Origin of the sequence: Variovorax sp. CF079, from assembly GCF_900101545.1 — a bacterium.
Taxonomy (GTDB): domain Bacteria; phylum Pseudomonadota; class Gammaproteobacteria; order Burkholderiales; family Burkholderiaceae_C; genus Variovorax.
Map to the genome: position 1 here is coordinate 91286 of NZ_FMZU01000016.1, position 14536 is coordinate 105821.

Consider the following 14536-nt stretch of genomic DNA (forward strand, 5'->3'; position numbering starts at 1 on the left):
GTCTCTCATGCAACTGCGAACCCTTCTGTACGTGGCGCTGGGCGGCGACGCGGGCGGTGTCAAGGAGCAGTTGCTCGCCCGCGGCTGGGAGCTCATGCATGCGACCGACCTGGCGGCGGCGAATCGCATCCAGGCGCATCGTCATCTGCCGGTCGGCCTGTTGGTGGTCGGCGCCGCGCTGACGGTGCCGGAGGCGGCGATCGAGGCCTGCGTCAATGCATCGCATGGCATGGAGTGGGTGAGCGTGTGCGAGGCGCAGGCGCTGGAGTCGCCCGGTTTCCGCGAACTGGTTCTCGGCTGCTTCTTCCACCATCAGGTCCTGCCGCTCGACTGGCGCGAGCTCGAACTGGTGCTGGACCATGCCTGCCAGCGCGCCATGCTGCGGCGCCGGCACAAGACCCACACGCATGTGGTGGATGCAATGGGCATGGTGGGGCAGGGGCCCGCCATCACGCGGCTGCGCCAGCAGATCCGCAGGGTGGCGGCGACGGATGCTCCGGTGCTGATCGGCGGCGAGAGCGGCAGCGGCAAGGAGCTCGCTGCGCGCGCCATTCACCAGTGCTCGCTGCGTTCGGCCGGCCCCTTCGTGGCCGTCAATTGCGGCGCCATCTCGCCGTCGCTGATCCAGTCCGAGCTGTTCGGTCATGAAAAAGGCGCGTTCACCGGCGCGTCGTCCGAGCGGCGCGGGCTGATCGAGGCTGCCAACGGCGGCACGGTGTTCCTCGACGAGGTCGGCGATCTGCCGCTGGAGCTGCAGACCAACCTGCTGCGCTTCCTGCAGGAAAAGACGATTCAGCGCGTGGGCGGCGTGCGCAGCCTGCAGGTCGACGTGCGCGTGCTGGCGGCTTCGCATGTGGACCTGGCCGAAGCCGTGGCGGTGGGCCAGTTTCGCGACGACCTGTTCTACCGCTTGAACGTGCTGTCGATCGACGTGATGCCGCTGCGCCGCCGCATGGAGGACGTGCCGATCCTGGCGGAATACTTCTTCCAGCGCTGCGCGGGCAAGAGCAAGACCCGCGTGAAGGGCTTCAGCCGGCAGGCGCTGGCGGCCCTGATGGCGCACGGCTGGCCGGGCAATGTGCGCGAGCTGTACAACCGCGTGCAGCGTGCGGTCGTGATGAGCGAGCAGCGGCTGATCGGGCCGGCCGACCTCGGTCTTGCCGCGGTCGAGACGCCGGTGGGGATGGGCCTTGACACGGCGCGCACGATGGCCGAGCGCGATGCGATCTGCCTCACGCTGACCCGGGTCGGGCGCAACGTCACGCACGCGGCGCGCGAGCTCGGCGTTTCGCGCATGACGCTGTACCGCCTGATGGGCAAGCACAGCATCGCGTTGAATGCGCTGCAGAGCCCTTACGCGGACCCGCAACCGGCGGCCGCCGTGCGGCCGCTGCGCACGGCGCCTTCGATCGTCGCGGGATACGGACCTTCGACATAGTCTCCGCAGGCCAGCAGGCCCGGCGCCACCTGGGCCGCGGGGCGCACCAGCGCCGGTGTGCAGGCGAAGGTGGCGCGGCGTTCCACGACGGTCTGCACCGGCTGCAAACCGGTCAAGCCGAGTTGCTCGCGGGCTTGCGCGAGCACCTGGTGTTGCAGCGTTTCGCGCTCGTCGCCGCTGGCGCTGACCACGAAGGCCAGCAGGCCTTGCGGTCCGCCGAGTTGTCCGCGATCGAAGACGAACTGCGCCGGCGCGCCGGCACTCGCACGCAGCGCCAACATCGGCGCACTCAATGCAGCGCCGCCTGCCATGTAGAGGGTCGCGATGCTTTCGTGTTGCAGCACCTCGGCCGTCTGCGACCAGGCCGCTGCGGCGGGCAGCGTCACGCCAGCGGCCAGGCGGGCGGCTTCCCACGGCGCGCAGGCGAGCACCACGCGGTCGAAGCTTTCGCCGTCGACCTGCCAGCCCGCTGGTTCGTGGTCGATGGCCTGCACGCGCGTGCCGCTGCGCACCTGGGCGCCCTGCTGCGCGAGCCAGCGCGCCGCGGCATCCGGGAACAGCGCGCCGAGGTCGACGCGCGGCAGCAGCAGGTCGGCGCCGCCGCGCTCGACGAACAGGGCGTCGTGCAGCACGCGCAGGAAGACCTCGCCGCTCGCGTATCCGGTCGGCGTGTTGAGGGCCGAGACGCACAGCGGCTCGATCAGCTCGGCCATGACGCGCGGCGGCAGCGTTGCGCAGAGCGCGGCCACCGATGCACCGGGGTCGCAGCGAAAGCCATTCCAGCGCCAGCGCAATGCGGCGCGCATCAGTGCGGCCTTGTCGCGCCAGGACCAGCCGCGCGCCCCCAGGATGCCGGCCAGCAGGTCCAGCGGCGGCGGCCAATGCGGCACCTGCAGCCCGCCGCCGTCGGCAAATCGCAGCGTGAGCGGCATGCGATGCAGCACGGCACCGGGATCGACGCCGAGCTCGCGCATCAGCGCCAGCGTGGCGCTGTAGGCGCCGATCATGATGTGCTGGCCGTTGTCCAGCAGCACCGGTTGCCCGTCGGGCATCTGCGCCGGCAGCGCGCGTGCACGGCCGCCGAGGGTGCGGGCGGCTTCGAACACGGTGATCGCATGACCGGCGCGCGTCGCTTCGATGGCGCAGGCCAGGCCGGCCCAGCCGGCGCCGATGACGGCAACCTGACTCAAAGCTTCCCTAGCGCTTGGACTCGCCACGCGAGCCACAGCTTGCGCACCGGAGTCAGGCTCACGCGCTGCTGCAGCACCTGGAAGTCGTCGCGTTCGATCTCGCGCAGCAGCGTGCGGTAGATGCTGGCCATCATCAGGCCCGGCTTCTGGGTGCGCCGGTCGGCAGCCGGGAGCAGGGCGAGCGCCTCGTCGTAGGCCGCATGCGCGCGCTCGGCCTGGAACTTCATGAGCGCGACGAAGCGCTCGGAGTACAGGCGGTTCAGGATTTCGTGCGCCTTGACGTCGAACTGCTGCAGCTCGCTGACCGGCAGGTAGATGCGTCCGCGCAGCGCGTCCTCCCCGACGTCGCGGATGATGTTGGTCAGCTGCAGCGCCAGGCCCAGCTTGTGGGCGTAGGCGGTGGTCTGCGCGTCGGTCTGGCCGAAGATGCGCGCCGCGCCTTCGCCCACCACGCCGGCCACCAGGTGGCAATAGCGCTTCAGGGCCTGGAAGTCGAGGTAGCGGGTCTGGTCCAGGTCCATCTGGCAGCCGTCGATCACTTCGTGCAGCTGGCGCTCCTCGATACCGTAGACCGTGGCGTGCGGCATCAGCGCCTGCATCGCCGGATGCTGCGGCCGGCCCGCGAAGGACTGGGCGACCTCGGTGCGCCACCAGGCCAGCTTGGTCGCCGCGACGCCGGGGTCGCTGACCTCGTCGACCACGTCGTCGATCTCGCGGCAGAAGGCATAGAAGGCCGTGATCGCGGCGCGCCGCGGCTTCGGCAGGAACAGGAAGGCGTAATAGAAACTGCTGCCCGAAGCGGCAGCCTTGTCCTGGACGTACTGCTCGGGCGTCATCGTGGAAAACTCTTCATCGCGGGGGATTGTCTCCGCATCCAGAAGGCGCGCCAGGCCAGAAGCGTCGCATCCGCCTTGCCGATGGTCGGACGCTGCGAAAAGCTGTCGCAACCCAGCGCCTCGATCTTGTCGAGGATGCGAAGTCCGCCCTGCACCACGAAGCGCAGTTCCCAGCCGGCCCGGCCCGGCAGGCGGTGCACCAGCGGCGCGCCTTCGTTCATCAGCGCACGCGCCCAGGCCACCTCGCCGGCGATCAATGCAATGGCGGCGGGTGGCGGTGCGGCGGGGGCCAGCGGCCGGAAGCCTTCGAAGTCCTTCGCTGCGAGGCCATGCACGGCGCTGTCGGCGTGCGGCAGGTAGAAGCGGCCGCGCGGCAGGTCCACGCTCAGGTCCTGCCAGAAGTTGATGAGCTGCAGCGCGCTGCAGATGGCGTCGCTCTGCGCGAGGGCGCGTGCATCGTCCACGCCGTAGAGGTGCAGCAGCAGGCGGCCGATCGGGTTGGCCGAGCGGCGGCAGTAGTCGAGCAGTTCAGCGCGATCGGCGTAGCCCTGGCCGTCGCGCGTCTTCTCGATGTCCTGCATGAAGGCGGAGAGCAGGTCGGCCAGGAGCGGCTCGGGCAGCGCGAAGCTGCGCATGGCATGCGCGAGCGGACCGAAGACCTCGGGCCAGCGCGCCGATGGCGCCGCGCCGCGGGCGGCGGCGGCGAGATCGGCGCGAAAGGCGCGCAGATCGTCGAGCCGCTCGGCCGCGCCGGCCTCGCCTTCGTCGGCGATGTCGTCGGCCGTGCGCGCAAAGCCGTAGATCGCGGCGATCGGCGGCCGCAGCCGCGGCGGGCACAGCCAGGAGGCGACCGGGAAATTCTCGTAGTGCGTCGGCGCAGGCGCGGCGACCGGGTGGGGCGAGGAGGACACGCGCCGGATTGTCGTGTACCGCGCAGTACCATCGTCGCGCCACCGCTCGCACACCGCACCATGACCTCTTCCGCGCAGACCTTGAGTCCCACGGAGCCTGCCGCCTATGCCAAGGGTGGGCCTGTTCTTCTGATCGCCGCGCTGGGCGTGGTCTTCGGCGACATTGGGACCTCGCCGCTCTATGCCTTCAAGGAGACGCTGAACCCCGACCATGGCGTGCCGCTGACGCCGGACGCGGTGCTGGGCCTGCTGTCGATGGTGTTCTGGGGCCTGACCTTCGTGGTGACGCTGAAGTACGTGGTGTTCGTGCTGCGCGCCGACCACGACGGCGAAGGCGGCATCCTCGCGCTGCAGGCGCTGGCGCGCAACGCGGTCGCCGGCCCGGCCACGCGGCCCTGGGTCTGGCAGATGGTCGGCCTGCTGGGCCTCGTGGGCGCCGCGATGTTCTACGGCGATTGCCTGATCACGCCGGCCATCTCGGTGCTGTCGGCGGTCGAGGGCCTGGAGGTGCAGGCGCACGGGCTCAAGCCCTTCGTGATCCCGATCACGATCGCGATCCTCGTCGGTCTGTTCTGGGTGCAGCGCAAGGGCACGGGCGCGGTCGGCAAGGTCTTCGGGCCGGTGATGCTGCTGTGGTTCGCGGTGCTCGCGGTGGCGGGTCTGTGGCAGGTGCTGCAGCAGCCGCAGGTGCTGGCGGCGCTCGATCCGCGCCATGCCATCGGCTTTCTCGTCTCGCACCGCGCGCAGTCGCTGGCGGTGCTGGGCGCGGTGTTCCTGGCTTTCACTGGTGGCGAAGCGCTCTATGCCGACATGGGGCATTTCGGCGCCCGGCCGATCCGGCTGGCCTGGCTCTTCATCGCCATGCCCGGGCTGGTGCTCAACTACTTCGGGCAGGGGGCGCTGGTGCTCGCGAATCCGGCCGCGATCGACAACCCTTTCTTCCGGCTGTTCCCCGCGTGGGGCGTGCTGCCGATGGTGGTGCTGGCCGCGATGGCGACGGTGATCGCATCGCAGGCCGTGATCTCGGGCGCCTTCTCGCTCACCACCCAGGCGATGCGCATGGGCTACCTGCCGCGCATGCGCGTGGTGCAGACATCCGGAGAGTCGATCGGCCAGGTCTATGTGCCCGTTGTCAACTGGCTGCTGATGGCGGGCGTGCTGCTGCTGGTGCTGGGCTTTCGCACATCGAGCGCGTTGTCGGCGGCCTACGGCATCGCGGTCTCGATCACGATGGTGACGACCACGCTGCTGGCCGGCGTGGTCGCCTACCGGCTCTGGCGCTGGAACCGTGTCGCGGTCGTGGTCGGCGTGCTGGCCTTCGCGGTGATCGACATCACCTTCGTCGTCGCCAACAGCCTCAAGGTCTTCGACGGCGGCTGGCTCACGCTGGCGGTGGCGGTGCTCGTGATGGTGTTGTTCACCACCTGGGCCAAGGGGCGGCGCCTGGGGCTCGAGGCTGCCGCGGCGCAGAGCATGCCGCTCGAGCCCTTCGTCGAATCGCTTGCAGCCAACATGCCGCATCGGGTGCGAGGCACCGCGGTGTTCCTGAATTCGGACGCAGACGCGGTGCCGCATGCGCTGCTGCACAACCTCAAGCACAACCAGGTGCTGCACGAGCAGGTGATCGTGCTGCGCGTGCTGGCCTGCCACACGCCGCGGGTCGACGCGCGGCAGCGCATCGAGGCCCGCTCGCTTGGGCATGGCGTGTGGGTCGTGACCGCGCGCCATGGCTTCATGGAGCGGCCCGACGTGCCCGAATTCATCCGCATCCTGGCGTACCAGCAGGGGCTGGCCTGCGAATCGATGAGCACCTCGTACTTCGTCTCGCGCGCCTCGCTGGGCGACAAGCCGCTGCCGGGCATGAATCCGGTGCGCCGGGCTTTGTTCGGTTGGCTGCAGCGCAATGCGGGGCGTGCGTCGGACTATTTCGAAATCCCCGGCAACAGATTGGTCGAGCTGGGACAACGAACGTAAATGGGCCCCCGACGGCGGCCGTGATTGACACGGGTTCTCGTTTACCCTAGATTACTAACCGGCTGGTCATTAATGACCCCGTTTGTCTTTTCTAGGGTGTTCCATGACCGCGTCCGCCTCCCCCGTTTTTCGTTCCGCCAGCCTCTTGTTGCTCGCCGCCCTGGCGCTCGCCGGCTGTTCCCGCCCGCCGGCCGCTGAGGAGCCCCTGCGCGCCGTCAAGGTGATCACGGTGGGCACCAGCGCCTATGGCACCGAGCCCGAGTTCTCGGCCGAGGTGCGGGCCCGCGTCGACTCCCGGCTCGGCTTCCGGGTGGCCGGCAAGATCACGCGCCGCCAGGCCGAGCTCGGCCAGCATGTGCAGGCCGGACAGGTGCTGGCGCAGCTCGATCCGCAGGACTACCGGCTGGCCGCCGATGCCGCCCGCGCGCAGCAGGCCGGGGCCCTGACCAACCGCGACCTGGCCGAGGCGGACCTCAAGCGCTACCGCGGCTTGCGCGAGCAGAACTTCATCAGCGCGGCGGAACTGGAGCGGCGCGAAACCACCTACAAGGCCGCCCAGGCGCAGCTCGAGCAGGCGCAGGCCCAGCTCACATCGCAAGGCAACCAGGCCAACTACACGACGCTGGTGGCCGACGTGCCGGGCATCATCACGGCGATCGAGGCCGAGCCGGGCCAGGTGGTGTCGGCCGGCACGCCGGTCGTGCGCATCGCACAGGACGGCGCGCGCGATGTGGTGTTCGCGGTGCCGGAAGACCGCGCCGCGCTGGTCAAGCCGGGGTCGCCCGTCACGGTGCGCGGCTGGGCGGGCGGCGCCGAGATGGAAGGCAAGGTGCGCGAAGTGGCGGCCAGTGCCGACGCGGTGACCCGCACCTACAGCGTCAAGGTCGCGATCGATGCCGCCACCGCGCCCGCGCTCGGTGCCACCGTCTATGCGCGGCCGCAGGCGCTGTCGCGCACCGGCACCCCGGTGCTCAAGCTGCCGACCAGCGCCTTGCGCCAGGAAGGGCAGGGCAGCGCGGTCTGGGTGCTCGACAAGAGCAGCATGACGGTGCGCTCGCAGCCGGTGCAGGTGGCCACGGCAGACGGCAACGAAGCGGTGATCGCCGCCGGCATCACGCCGGGCACGACGGTGGTGGTCGCGGGCGTGCACGTGCTGTCGCCGGGCCAGAAGGTCTCGATCTACAGGGAGAAGACGGCCGCGCCGGCCAATCCGCTGCGTGAGGCCGTCAACGTGCAGGCGCCAGCGGCGGCTCCGGTTGCCACCCGCTGAGGACGCCGCCATGACGTCGCAGCAGACCGCAGCTGCCGGCAAGGCCGGCTTCAATCTCTCGAAATGGGCGCTCGAGCACGCCGCGCTCACGCGCTACCTGATGCTGGTGCTGATGGTGCTGGGCTTCGCGGCCTACTTCCAGCTCGGCCAGGACGAGGACCCGCCCTTCACCTTCCGCGCGATGGTGGTGCGCACCTACTGGCCGGGCGCGACCGCGCAGCAGGTGGCCGAGCAGGTGACCGACAAGCTCGAGCGCACGCTGCAGGAAGCGCCCTACGCCGACAAGATCCGCAGCTATTCGAAGCCGGGCGAGTCGCAGATCATTTTCCAGATCAAGGATTCGTCGCGGCCGGGCGATGTCGCGAACGTCTGGTACACGGTGCGCAAGAAGATCGCCGACATGCGCGGCACCCTGCCGGCCGGCATCCAGGGGCCCTTCTTCAACGACGACTTCGGCGACGTGTACGGCGTGATCTACGCGCTGGAGAGCGATGGCTTCAGCTACGCCGAGCTCAAGACTTTTGCCGACGACGTGCGCCAGCAACTCCTGCGCGTGCAGGACGTGGCCAAGGTCGAGCAGTTCGGCGTCCAGGACGAGAAGGTCTTCATCGAGGTCTCGCAGAAGCGCGTGGCGCAGCTGGGGCTCGATTTCAACGCGGTGCTGGCGCAGATCGGATCGCAGAACGCGATTGAGAGCGCCGGCACGATCCAGTCGCCGCAGGATGTGGTGCAGGTGCGCGTGGGCGGCCAGTTCACGAGCGTGGAGCAGCTGCGCGCGATGCCGATCCGTGGCAGCTCGGGCAACCAGATGCGGCTCGGCGACATTGCGGAGATCCACCGGGCCTACGTCGATCCGCCGGCGGTCAAGGTGCGGCACCAGGGCAAAGAGGTGATCGCGCTCGGCGTCTCGATGGGCAAGGGCGGCGACATCATCGCGCTCGGCAAGGCGCTGCGCGTCGCCACCGCCGAGATCGACAGGCGGCTGCCGGCCGGCGTGACGCTGGCGCAGGTGCAGAACCAGCCGGTGGCGGTCTCCAGATCGGTCAACGAATTCGTGAGCGTGCTGATCGAGGCGGTGGCGATCGTGCTGGCCGTCAGCTTCGTCGCGCTCGGCCTGCACAAGGGCGGGCGCTTCGGCTGGTACATCGACATCCGGCCCGGGCTGGTGGTGGCGATCACCATTCCGCTGGTGCTGGCCGTGACCTTCCTGGCGATGAACTACTTCGGCATCGGGTTGCACAAGATCTCGCTCGGCTCGCTGATCATCGCGCTCGGCCTGCTGGTGGACGACGCGATCATCGCGGTCGAGATGATGGTGCGGAAGATGGAGGAGGGCTACGACAAGGTGCGTGCCGCCACCTTCGCCTACGACGTCACGGCCAAGCCGATGCTGACCGGCACCCTGATCACGGCCGCGGGCTTCCTGCCGATCGGCATTGCGAAGTCGGTGACCGGCGAATACACCTTTGCGATCTTCGCGGTGACGGTGATCGCGCTGGTGCTGAGCTGGATCGTCTCGGTGTACTTCGTGCCCTATCTCGGCACGCTGCTGCTCAAGGTGAAGCCGCACCCATCATCCGGTCATCCTGAGCTTGGCGAAGGGCCGCACGAGCTCTTCGACACGCCCTTCTACAACACCTTCCGGCACACCGTGAACTGGTGCGTGAAGCATCGCTGGCTGACCATCGGCGCCACCTTGCTGATCTTCGCGCTCGGCATTGTCGGCATGGGCAAGGTGCAGCAGCAGTTCTTTCCCGATTCCAGCCGGCCCGAGATCATGGTCGACCTGTGGTTCCCCGAAGGCACGTCTTTCGCGGCCAACGAAGAGGTGGCCAAGCGGGTCGAACAGCGCCTGCTGAAGGAAGAGGGCGTCACCACCGTCAGCACCTGGGTCGGCTCCGGCGTGCCGCGCTTCTATCTGCCGCTCGACCAGGTGTTCCCGCAGACCAACGTCTCGCAGCTGATCCTGCTGGCCAAGGACCTGAAATACCGCGAGACGCTGCGCCTCAAGCTGCCGGCCTTGCTGGCCGAGGAGTTCCCCGAGGTGCGCGGCCGCGTGAAGCTGCTGCCCAACGGGCCGCCGGTGGCGTACCCGGTCCAGTTCCGCGTGGTCGGAACCGAGCCGCAGCAATTGCGCATCCATGCCGACGAGGTCAAAGCCGTGATGCGCGAGAACGCCAACATGCGCGGCGTCAACGACAACTGGAACGAATCGGTCAAGGTGATCAAGCTCGAGATCGACCAGGACAAGGCGCGTGCGCTCGGCGTCACCAGCCAGGCCATCGCGCAGGCTTCGCGCACCATGTTCAGCGGCACGAATGTCGGCCAGTACCGTGAGAACGACCTCTTGATCGACATTGTGCTGCGCCAGTCGCCGGACGAGCGCGAGGCGATCTCGGACATCGGCAACGCCTACCTGCCCACGAGCTCGGGCCGCTCGATCCCGCTGACGCAGATCGCGCGGCCGGTGTTCAGCTGGGAGCCCGGCGTGATGTGGCGCGAGAACCGCGACTACGCGATCACCGTCCAGGGCGACATCATCGAAGGCCTGCAGGGCGCGACCGTCACCGAGCAACTGCTGCCGGCGCTGCGCAAGCTCGAAGCCAAATGGCACGCCGACGGCCAAGGCGCCTACCGCATCGAGGTGGCGGGCGCGGTGGAGGAAAGCAGCAAGGGTTCGGCCTCGATCGTGACGGGCGTGCCGATCATGCTGTTCCTGGTCTTCACGCTCCTGATGCTGCAGCTGCACAGCTTCAGCCGCTCGATGCTGGTGTTCATCACCGGCCCGCTCGGCATCGCCGGCGTGGCGGGTGCGCTGCTGGTGCTGAACCGGCCTTTCGGCTTCGTGGCGCTTCTGGGCGTGATCGCGCTGATGGGGATGATCCAGCGCAACGCCGTGATCCTGATCGACCAGATCGAAAGCGATCGGGAAGCCGGCGTGCCGACCTGGGACGCGATCGTCGAATCGGCAGTCAGGCGCCTGCGGCCGATCGTGCTGACCGCCGCGGCGGCCGTGCTGGCGATGATCCCGCTGTCGCGCAGCGTGTTCTGGGGGCCGATGGCGGTGGCGATCATGGGCGGACTCATCGTGGCCACCGTGCTCACCCTGCTGGCGCTGCCGGCGATGTACGCGGCCTGGTTCCGCGTCAAGCGCGACGAGCCCAGGCCGGCCGATGAGGCCGAAGAGGCCCTGGTTCGCGCTTAAAATACGCGGTTGACCGATTTCAGGCGGGAGGCCTCACAGGCCGCCCGCCGCGAATGACCGAAGGCGGCCTCCGGGCCGCCTTCGGTATTCATCACCTGAAAAACTGGAACCGCGCGGGTGGCGAAATTGGTAGACGCACCAGGTTTAGGTCCTGACGTTCGCAAGAACGTGCCGGTTCGAGTCCGGCCCCGCGCACCAGCACAAGACCCTCTCAAGGAAGATTCAAATGACCGTGAACGTTGAAACCCTCGACAAGCTCGAACGCAAGATCACGCTGACCTTGCCTGTCGGCACCATCCAGTCCGAGGTCGATTCGCGCCTCAAGAAGCTGGCCCGCACCGTCAAGATGGACGGCTTCCGTCCGGGCAAGGTGCCGATGAACGTCGTGGCCCAGCGCTACGGCTACTCGGTCCACTACGAAGTCATGAACGACAAGGTCGGCGAGGCCTTCTCGCAGGCGGCCAACGAGGCCAAGCTGCGCGTGGCCGGCCAGCCGCGCATCACCGAGAAGGAAGAGTCGCCCGAAGGCCAGCTCGCCTTCGACGCGGTGTTCGAGGTCTTCCCGGACGTCAAGATCAACGACCTGGCCAACGCCGAAGTCGAAAAGCTCAGCGCCGAAGTGGGTGACGACGCGATCGACAAGACGCTCGAGATCCTGCGCAAGCAGCGCCGCACCTTCGCGCAGCGCGCGCAGGACGCGGCCGTGCAGGACGGCGACCGCGTGACGGTCGACTTCGAAGGCAAGATCGACGGCGAGACCTTCCAGGGCGGCAAGGCCGAGGACTTCCAGTTCATCGTCGGCGAAGGCCAGATGCTCAAGGAGTTCGAAGATGCCGTGCGCGGCCTGAAGGCCGGCGACAGCCGCACCTTCCCGCTCTCCTTCCCGGCCGACTACCACGGCAAGGACGTGGCCGGCAAGCAGGCCGACTTCATGGTCACCGTGAAGAAGGTCGAGGCTTCGCACCTGCCCGAAGTCAACGAGCAGCTCGCCAAGTCGCTCGGCATCGCCGACGCCACGGTCGAAGGCCTGCGCGCCGACATCAAGCGCAACCTCGAGCGCGAGGTCAAGTTCCGCCTGCTGGCCCGCAACAAGACCGCGGTCATGGACGCGCTGATCGCCAACGCCGAACTCGATCTGCCCAAGTCCAGCGTGCAGGCCGAAGTCGACCGCATGGTCGAAGGCGCCCGCGCCGAGCTCAAGCAGCGCGGCATCAAGGATGCCGACAAGGCCCCGATCCCCGACGACATGTTCCGCCCGCAGGCCGAGCGCCGCGTGCGCCTGGGCCTGGTGGTGGCCGAACTCGTGCGCGCCAACAACCTGCAGGCCAAGCCCGAGCAGATCAAGGCCCACATCGACGAGCTGGCCGCCAGCTACGAGAAGCCGGCCGACGTGGTGCGCTGGTACTTCAGCGACAACCGCCGCCTGGCGGAGGTCGAGGCGGTGGTGATCGAGAACAATGTCACGGATTTCGTGCTCGGCAAGGCCAAGGTCAACGCCAAGCCGGTGTCCTTCGACGAACTGATGGCCCAGCAAGGCTGAACGCCGGTTCGCTGCTTTCCCATGGGGCTTGTGCTTTGATGCGCGAGCCCCATTTCGTCTGGATACAGTACAACCCCTCTCTGGAGAGCAAAACATGAGCGCACAGGAAATTCAGGGCCTCGGCATGATTCCGATGGTCATCGAGCAATCGGGTCGCGGCGAGCGGTCCTACGACATCTATTCGCGGTTGCTCAAGGAGCGGGTGATCTTCCTGGTCGGCGAGGTCAACGATCAGACCGCCAACCTGGTGGTGGCGCAGCTGCTGTTCCTCGAGAGTGAAAACCCGGACAAGGACATTTCGTTCTACATCAATTCCCCGGGTGGCAGCGTGAGCGCCGGCATGGCGATCTACGACACCATGCAGTTCATCAAACCCGACGTGTCCACCCTGTGCATCGGCTTCGCGGCCAGCATGGGCGCCTTCCTGCTGGCAGCCGGCGAGAAGGGCAAGCGTTTCTCGCTGCCCAACTCCAAGATCATGATCCACCAGGTGCTGGGCGGCGCCCGCGGCCAGGCCACCGACATCGAGATCCATGCCCGCGACATCCTGAAGACGCGCGAGCAGATGAACCGCATCCTGGCCGAGCGCACCGGCCAGTCGTTCGAGAAGATCGCCCGCGACACCGAGCGCGACTACTTCCTGACGGCCGACGAATCCAAGGAATACGGACTGATCGATCAGGTGATCGCCAAGCGCAGTTAAGGTACCCCGGCGCCGAGGCGCCCAGGAAAAAACGGCGCTTTCCGTGTGGAAAGCGCCGTTTTTGTTCCGGTGTTCGCCGGGTCGGGGGGCTTTCATCTTCGCTATCATTGTTAAACCCCTGTTACGAGGCATCTGTCCATGGCCGAGAAAAAAGGCTCCTCCAGCGAAAAAACGCTTTATTGCTCGTTCTGCGGGAAGAGTCAGCACGAGGTCAAGAAGCTGATCGCAGGACCGTCGGTTTTCATCTGCGACGAGTGCATCGATCTCTGCAACGAGATCATCCGCGACGAGCTGCCCGCCGGCGAAGAGGCGCGCGAGGCGCGCAGCGACCTGCCGACACCGTCGGAGATCAAGGCCAACCTCGACAACTACGTGATCGGCCAGGAGCCGGCCAAGCGCATGTTGTCGGTCGCGGTCTACAACCACTACAAGCGCCTGCGTCACAAGGACAAGGCCAAGGGCGACGACGTCGAGCTCAGCAAGAGCAACATCCTTCTGATCGGCCCCACGGGCTCGGGCAAGACCCTGCTGGCCCAGACCCTCGCGCGCATGCTCGACGTGCCCTTCGTGATGGCCGACGCCACCACGCTGACCGAGGCCGGCTACGTGGGCGAAGACGTCGAGAACATCATCCAGAAGCTGCTGCAGAGCTGCAACTACGAGGTCGAGCGCGCCCAGCGCGGCATCGTCTACATCGACGAGATCGACAAGATCTCGCGCAAGTCCGACAACCCCTCGATCACGCGCGACGTGTCGGGCGAGGGCGTGCAGCAGGCCTTGCTCAAGCTGATCGAAGGCACCATGGCCAGCGTACCGCCGCAGGGCGGCCGCAAGCATCCCAACCAGGATTTCCTGCAGATCGACACGACCAACATCCTGTTCATCTGCGGCGGCGCTTTCGCCGGGCTCGAAAAAGTGATCGAGAACCGCACCGAGGCCTCGGGCATCGGCTTCGGCGCCTCGGTCAAGAGCAAGAAGCAGCGCAGCATCACCGAGGTGTTCCGCGAGGTCGAACCCGAAGACCTGATCAAGTTCGGCCTGATTCCCGAGCTCGTCGGCCGCATGCCGGTCGTGGCCTCGCTGGCCGAGCTCAGCGAAGACGCGCTGGTGCAGATCCTGACCGAGCCGAAGAACGCCGTGGTCAAGCAGTTCACCAAGCTGCTGCAGATGGAAGGCGTCGACCTCGAGATTCGTCCGACGGCGCTCAAGGCCATCGCTCGCAAGGCGCTGGCCCGCAAGACCGGCGCGCGTGGATTGCGCTCGATCCTGGAGCAGTCGTTGATCGACACCATGTTCGAACTGCCGAATGCCACCAACGTCGACAAGGTCGTGGTCGAAGAATCGACAATCGACGAAAACAAGCCACCGCTCCTCGTGTACCGCGAGGCGGCCAAGAAGGCCTGACTGAGTGACTTCCTGGCCGGCTCCTCCGATACAGGCGACCGGCGTCTTCGGCGATTACCGTGCCC

The 14536-nt window shown here is 67.6% G+C and carries 10 protein-coding genes and 1 tRNA gene; 8 read left to right on the forward strand and 3 right to left on the reverse strand.

What is annotated here, in order from left to right; translation table 11 throughout:
• Positions 1-7: 7 nt before the first annotated feature.
• Positions 8-1438 carry a sigma-54 interaction domain-containing protein gene (locus BLS74_RS21470; protein ID WP_093109175.1) on the forward strand — a complete coding sequence of 477 codons (1431 nt, stop codon included), beginning with the start codon at positions 8-10 and terminating at the stop codon, positions 1436-1438.
• Here the strand turns inward: BLS74_RS21470 and hpnE are convergent.
• The 3 genes from hpnE to hpnC are packed head-to-tail and all read right to left on the reverse strand — an operon-like array spanning position 1354 to position 4375.
• Positions 1354-2628, reverse strand: a complete 1275-nt coding sequence (hpnE, locus tag BLS74_RS21475) for a hydroxysqualene dehydroxylase HpnE (protein ID WP_093109176.1) — start codon at positions 2626-2628, stop codon at positions 1354-1356. The two genes, BLS74_RS21470 and hpnE, sit on opposite strands and share 85 nt — an antisense overlap.
• Entirely contained in the window at positions 2625-3464 is an 840-nt protein-coding gene (hpnD, locus tag BLS74_RS21480; protein ID WP_093109177.1) for a presqualene diphosphate synthase HpnD, read from the reverse strand. The genes hpnE and hpnD overlap by 4 nt, the downstream gene beginning before the upstream one ends.
• Complete coding sequence (gene hpnC / locus BLS74_RS21485; protein WP_170855674.1) at positions 3461-4375, reverse strand: squalene synthase HpnC; 915 nt, start codon at positions 4373-4375, stop codon at positions 3461-3463. The genes hpnD and hpnC overlap by 4 nt, the downstream gene beginning before the upstream one ends.
• A gap of 129 nt (positions 4376-4504) precedes the next feature.
• On the opposite strand from hpnC, the gene BLS74_RS21490 reads away from it, so the two are divergent.
• From BLS74_RS21490 to clpX, 7 genes are all read left to right on the forward strand, one after another.
• Entirely contained in the window at positions 4505-6349 is a 1845-nt protein-coding gene (locus BLS74_RS21490; RefSeq protein ID WP_093109262.1) for a potassium transporter Kup, read from the forward strand.
• Between the two features lie 103 nt (positions 6350-6452).
• On the forward strand, positions 6453-7619 hold the full coding sequence (locus BLS74_RS21495) for an efflux RND transporter periplasmic adaptor subunit (RefSeq protein ID WP_093109178.1): 1167 nt from the start codon (positions 6453-6455) through the stop codon (positions 7617-7619).
• 10 nt (positions 7620-7629) lie between these two features.
• Positions 7630-10824 (forward strand): efflux RND transporter permease subunit, encoded by a 3195-nt coding sequence (locus BLS74_RS21500; protein WP_093109179.1) that lies wholly within the window; start codon positions 7630-7632, stop codon positions 10822-10824.
• Between the two features lie 111 nt (positions 10825-10935).
• A tRNA-Leu gene (locus BLS74_RS21505) sits at positions 10936-11022 on the forward strand.
• A gap of 28 nt (positions 11023-11050) precedes the next feature.
• Positions 11051-12364 (forward strand): trigger factor, encoded by a 1314-nt coding sequence (gene tig / locus BLS74_RS21510; RefSeq protein ID WP_093109180.1) that lies wholly within the window; start codon positions 11051-11053, stop codon positions 12362-12364.
• A gap of 94 nt (positions 12365-12458) precedes the next feature.
• Positions 12459-13067 carry an ATP-dependent Clp endopeptidase proteolytic subunit ClpP gene (gene clpP, locus BLS74_RS21515; RefSeq protein ID WP_093109181.1) on the forward strand — a complete coding sequence of 203 codons (609 nt, stop codon included), beginning with the start codon at positions 12459-12461 and terminating at the stop codon, positions 13065-13067.
• 138 nt (positions 13068-13205) lie between these two features.
• Positions 13206-14471 carry an ATP-dependent Clp protease ATP-binding subunit ClpX gene (gene clpX, locus BLS74_RS21520; RefSeq protein WP_093109182.1) on the forward strand — a complete coding sequence of 422 codons (1266 nt, stop codon included), beginning with the start codon at positions 13206-13208 and terminating at the stop codon, positions 14469-14471.
• The last annotated feature ends 65 nt before the right edge of the window (positions 14472-14536 follow it).

Bases quoted from the DNA above. Each gene is read 5' to 3' on its own strand.
- BLS74_RS21470 (WP_093109175.1), top strand. From the start codon at position 8: ATGCAACTGCGAACCCTTCTGTACGTGGCGCTGGGCGGCGACGCGGGC.
- hpnD (WP_093109177.1), bottom strand. From the start codon at position 3,464: ATGACGCCCGAGCAGTACGTCCAGGACAAGGCTGCCGCTTCGGGCAGC.
- BLS74_RS21495 (WP_093109178.1), top strand. From the start codon at position 6,453: ATGACCGCGTCCGCCTCCCCCGTTTTTCGTTCCGCCAGCCTCTTGTTG.
- BLS74_RS21500 (WP_093109179.1), top strand. From the start codon at position 7,630: ATGACGTCGCAGCAGACCGCAGCTGCCGGCAAGGCCGGCTTCAATCTC.
- tig (WP_093109180.1), top strand. From the start codon at position 11,051: ATGACCGTGAACGTTGAAACCCTCGACAAGCTCGAACGCAAGATCACG.
- clpP (WP_093109181.1), top strand. From the start codon at position 12,459: ATGAGCGCACAGGAAATTCAGGGCCTCGGCATGATTCCGATGGTCATC.
- clpX (WP_093109182.1), top strand. From the start codon at position 13,206: ATGGCCGAGAAAAAAGGCTCCTCCAGCGAAAAAACGCTTTATTGCTCG.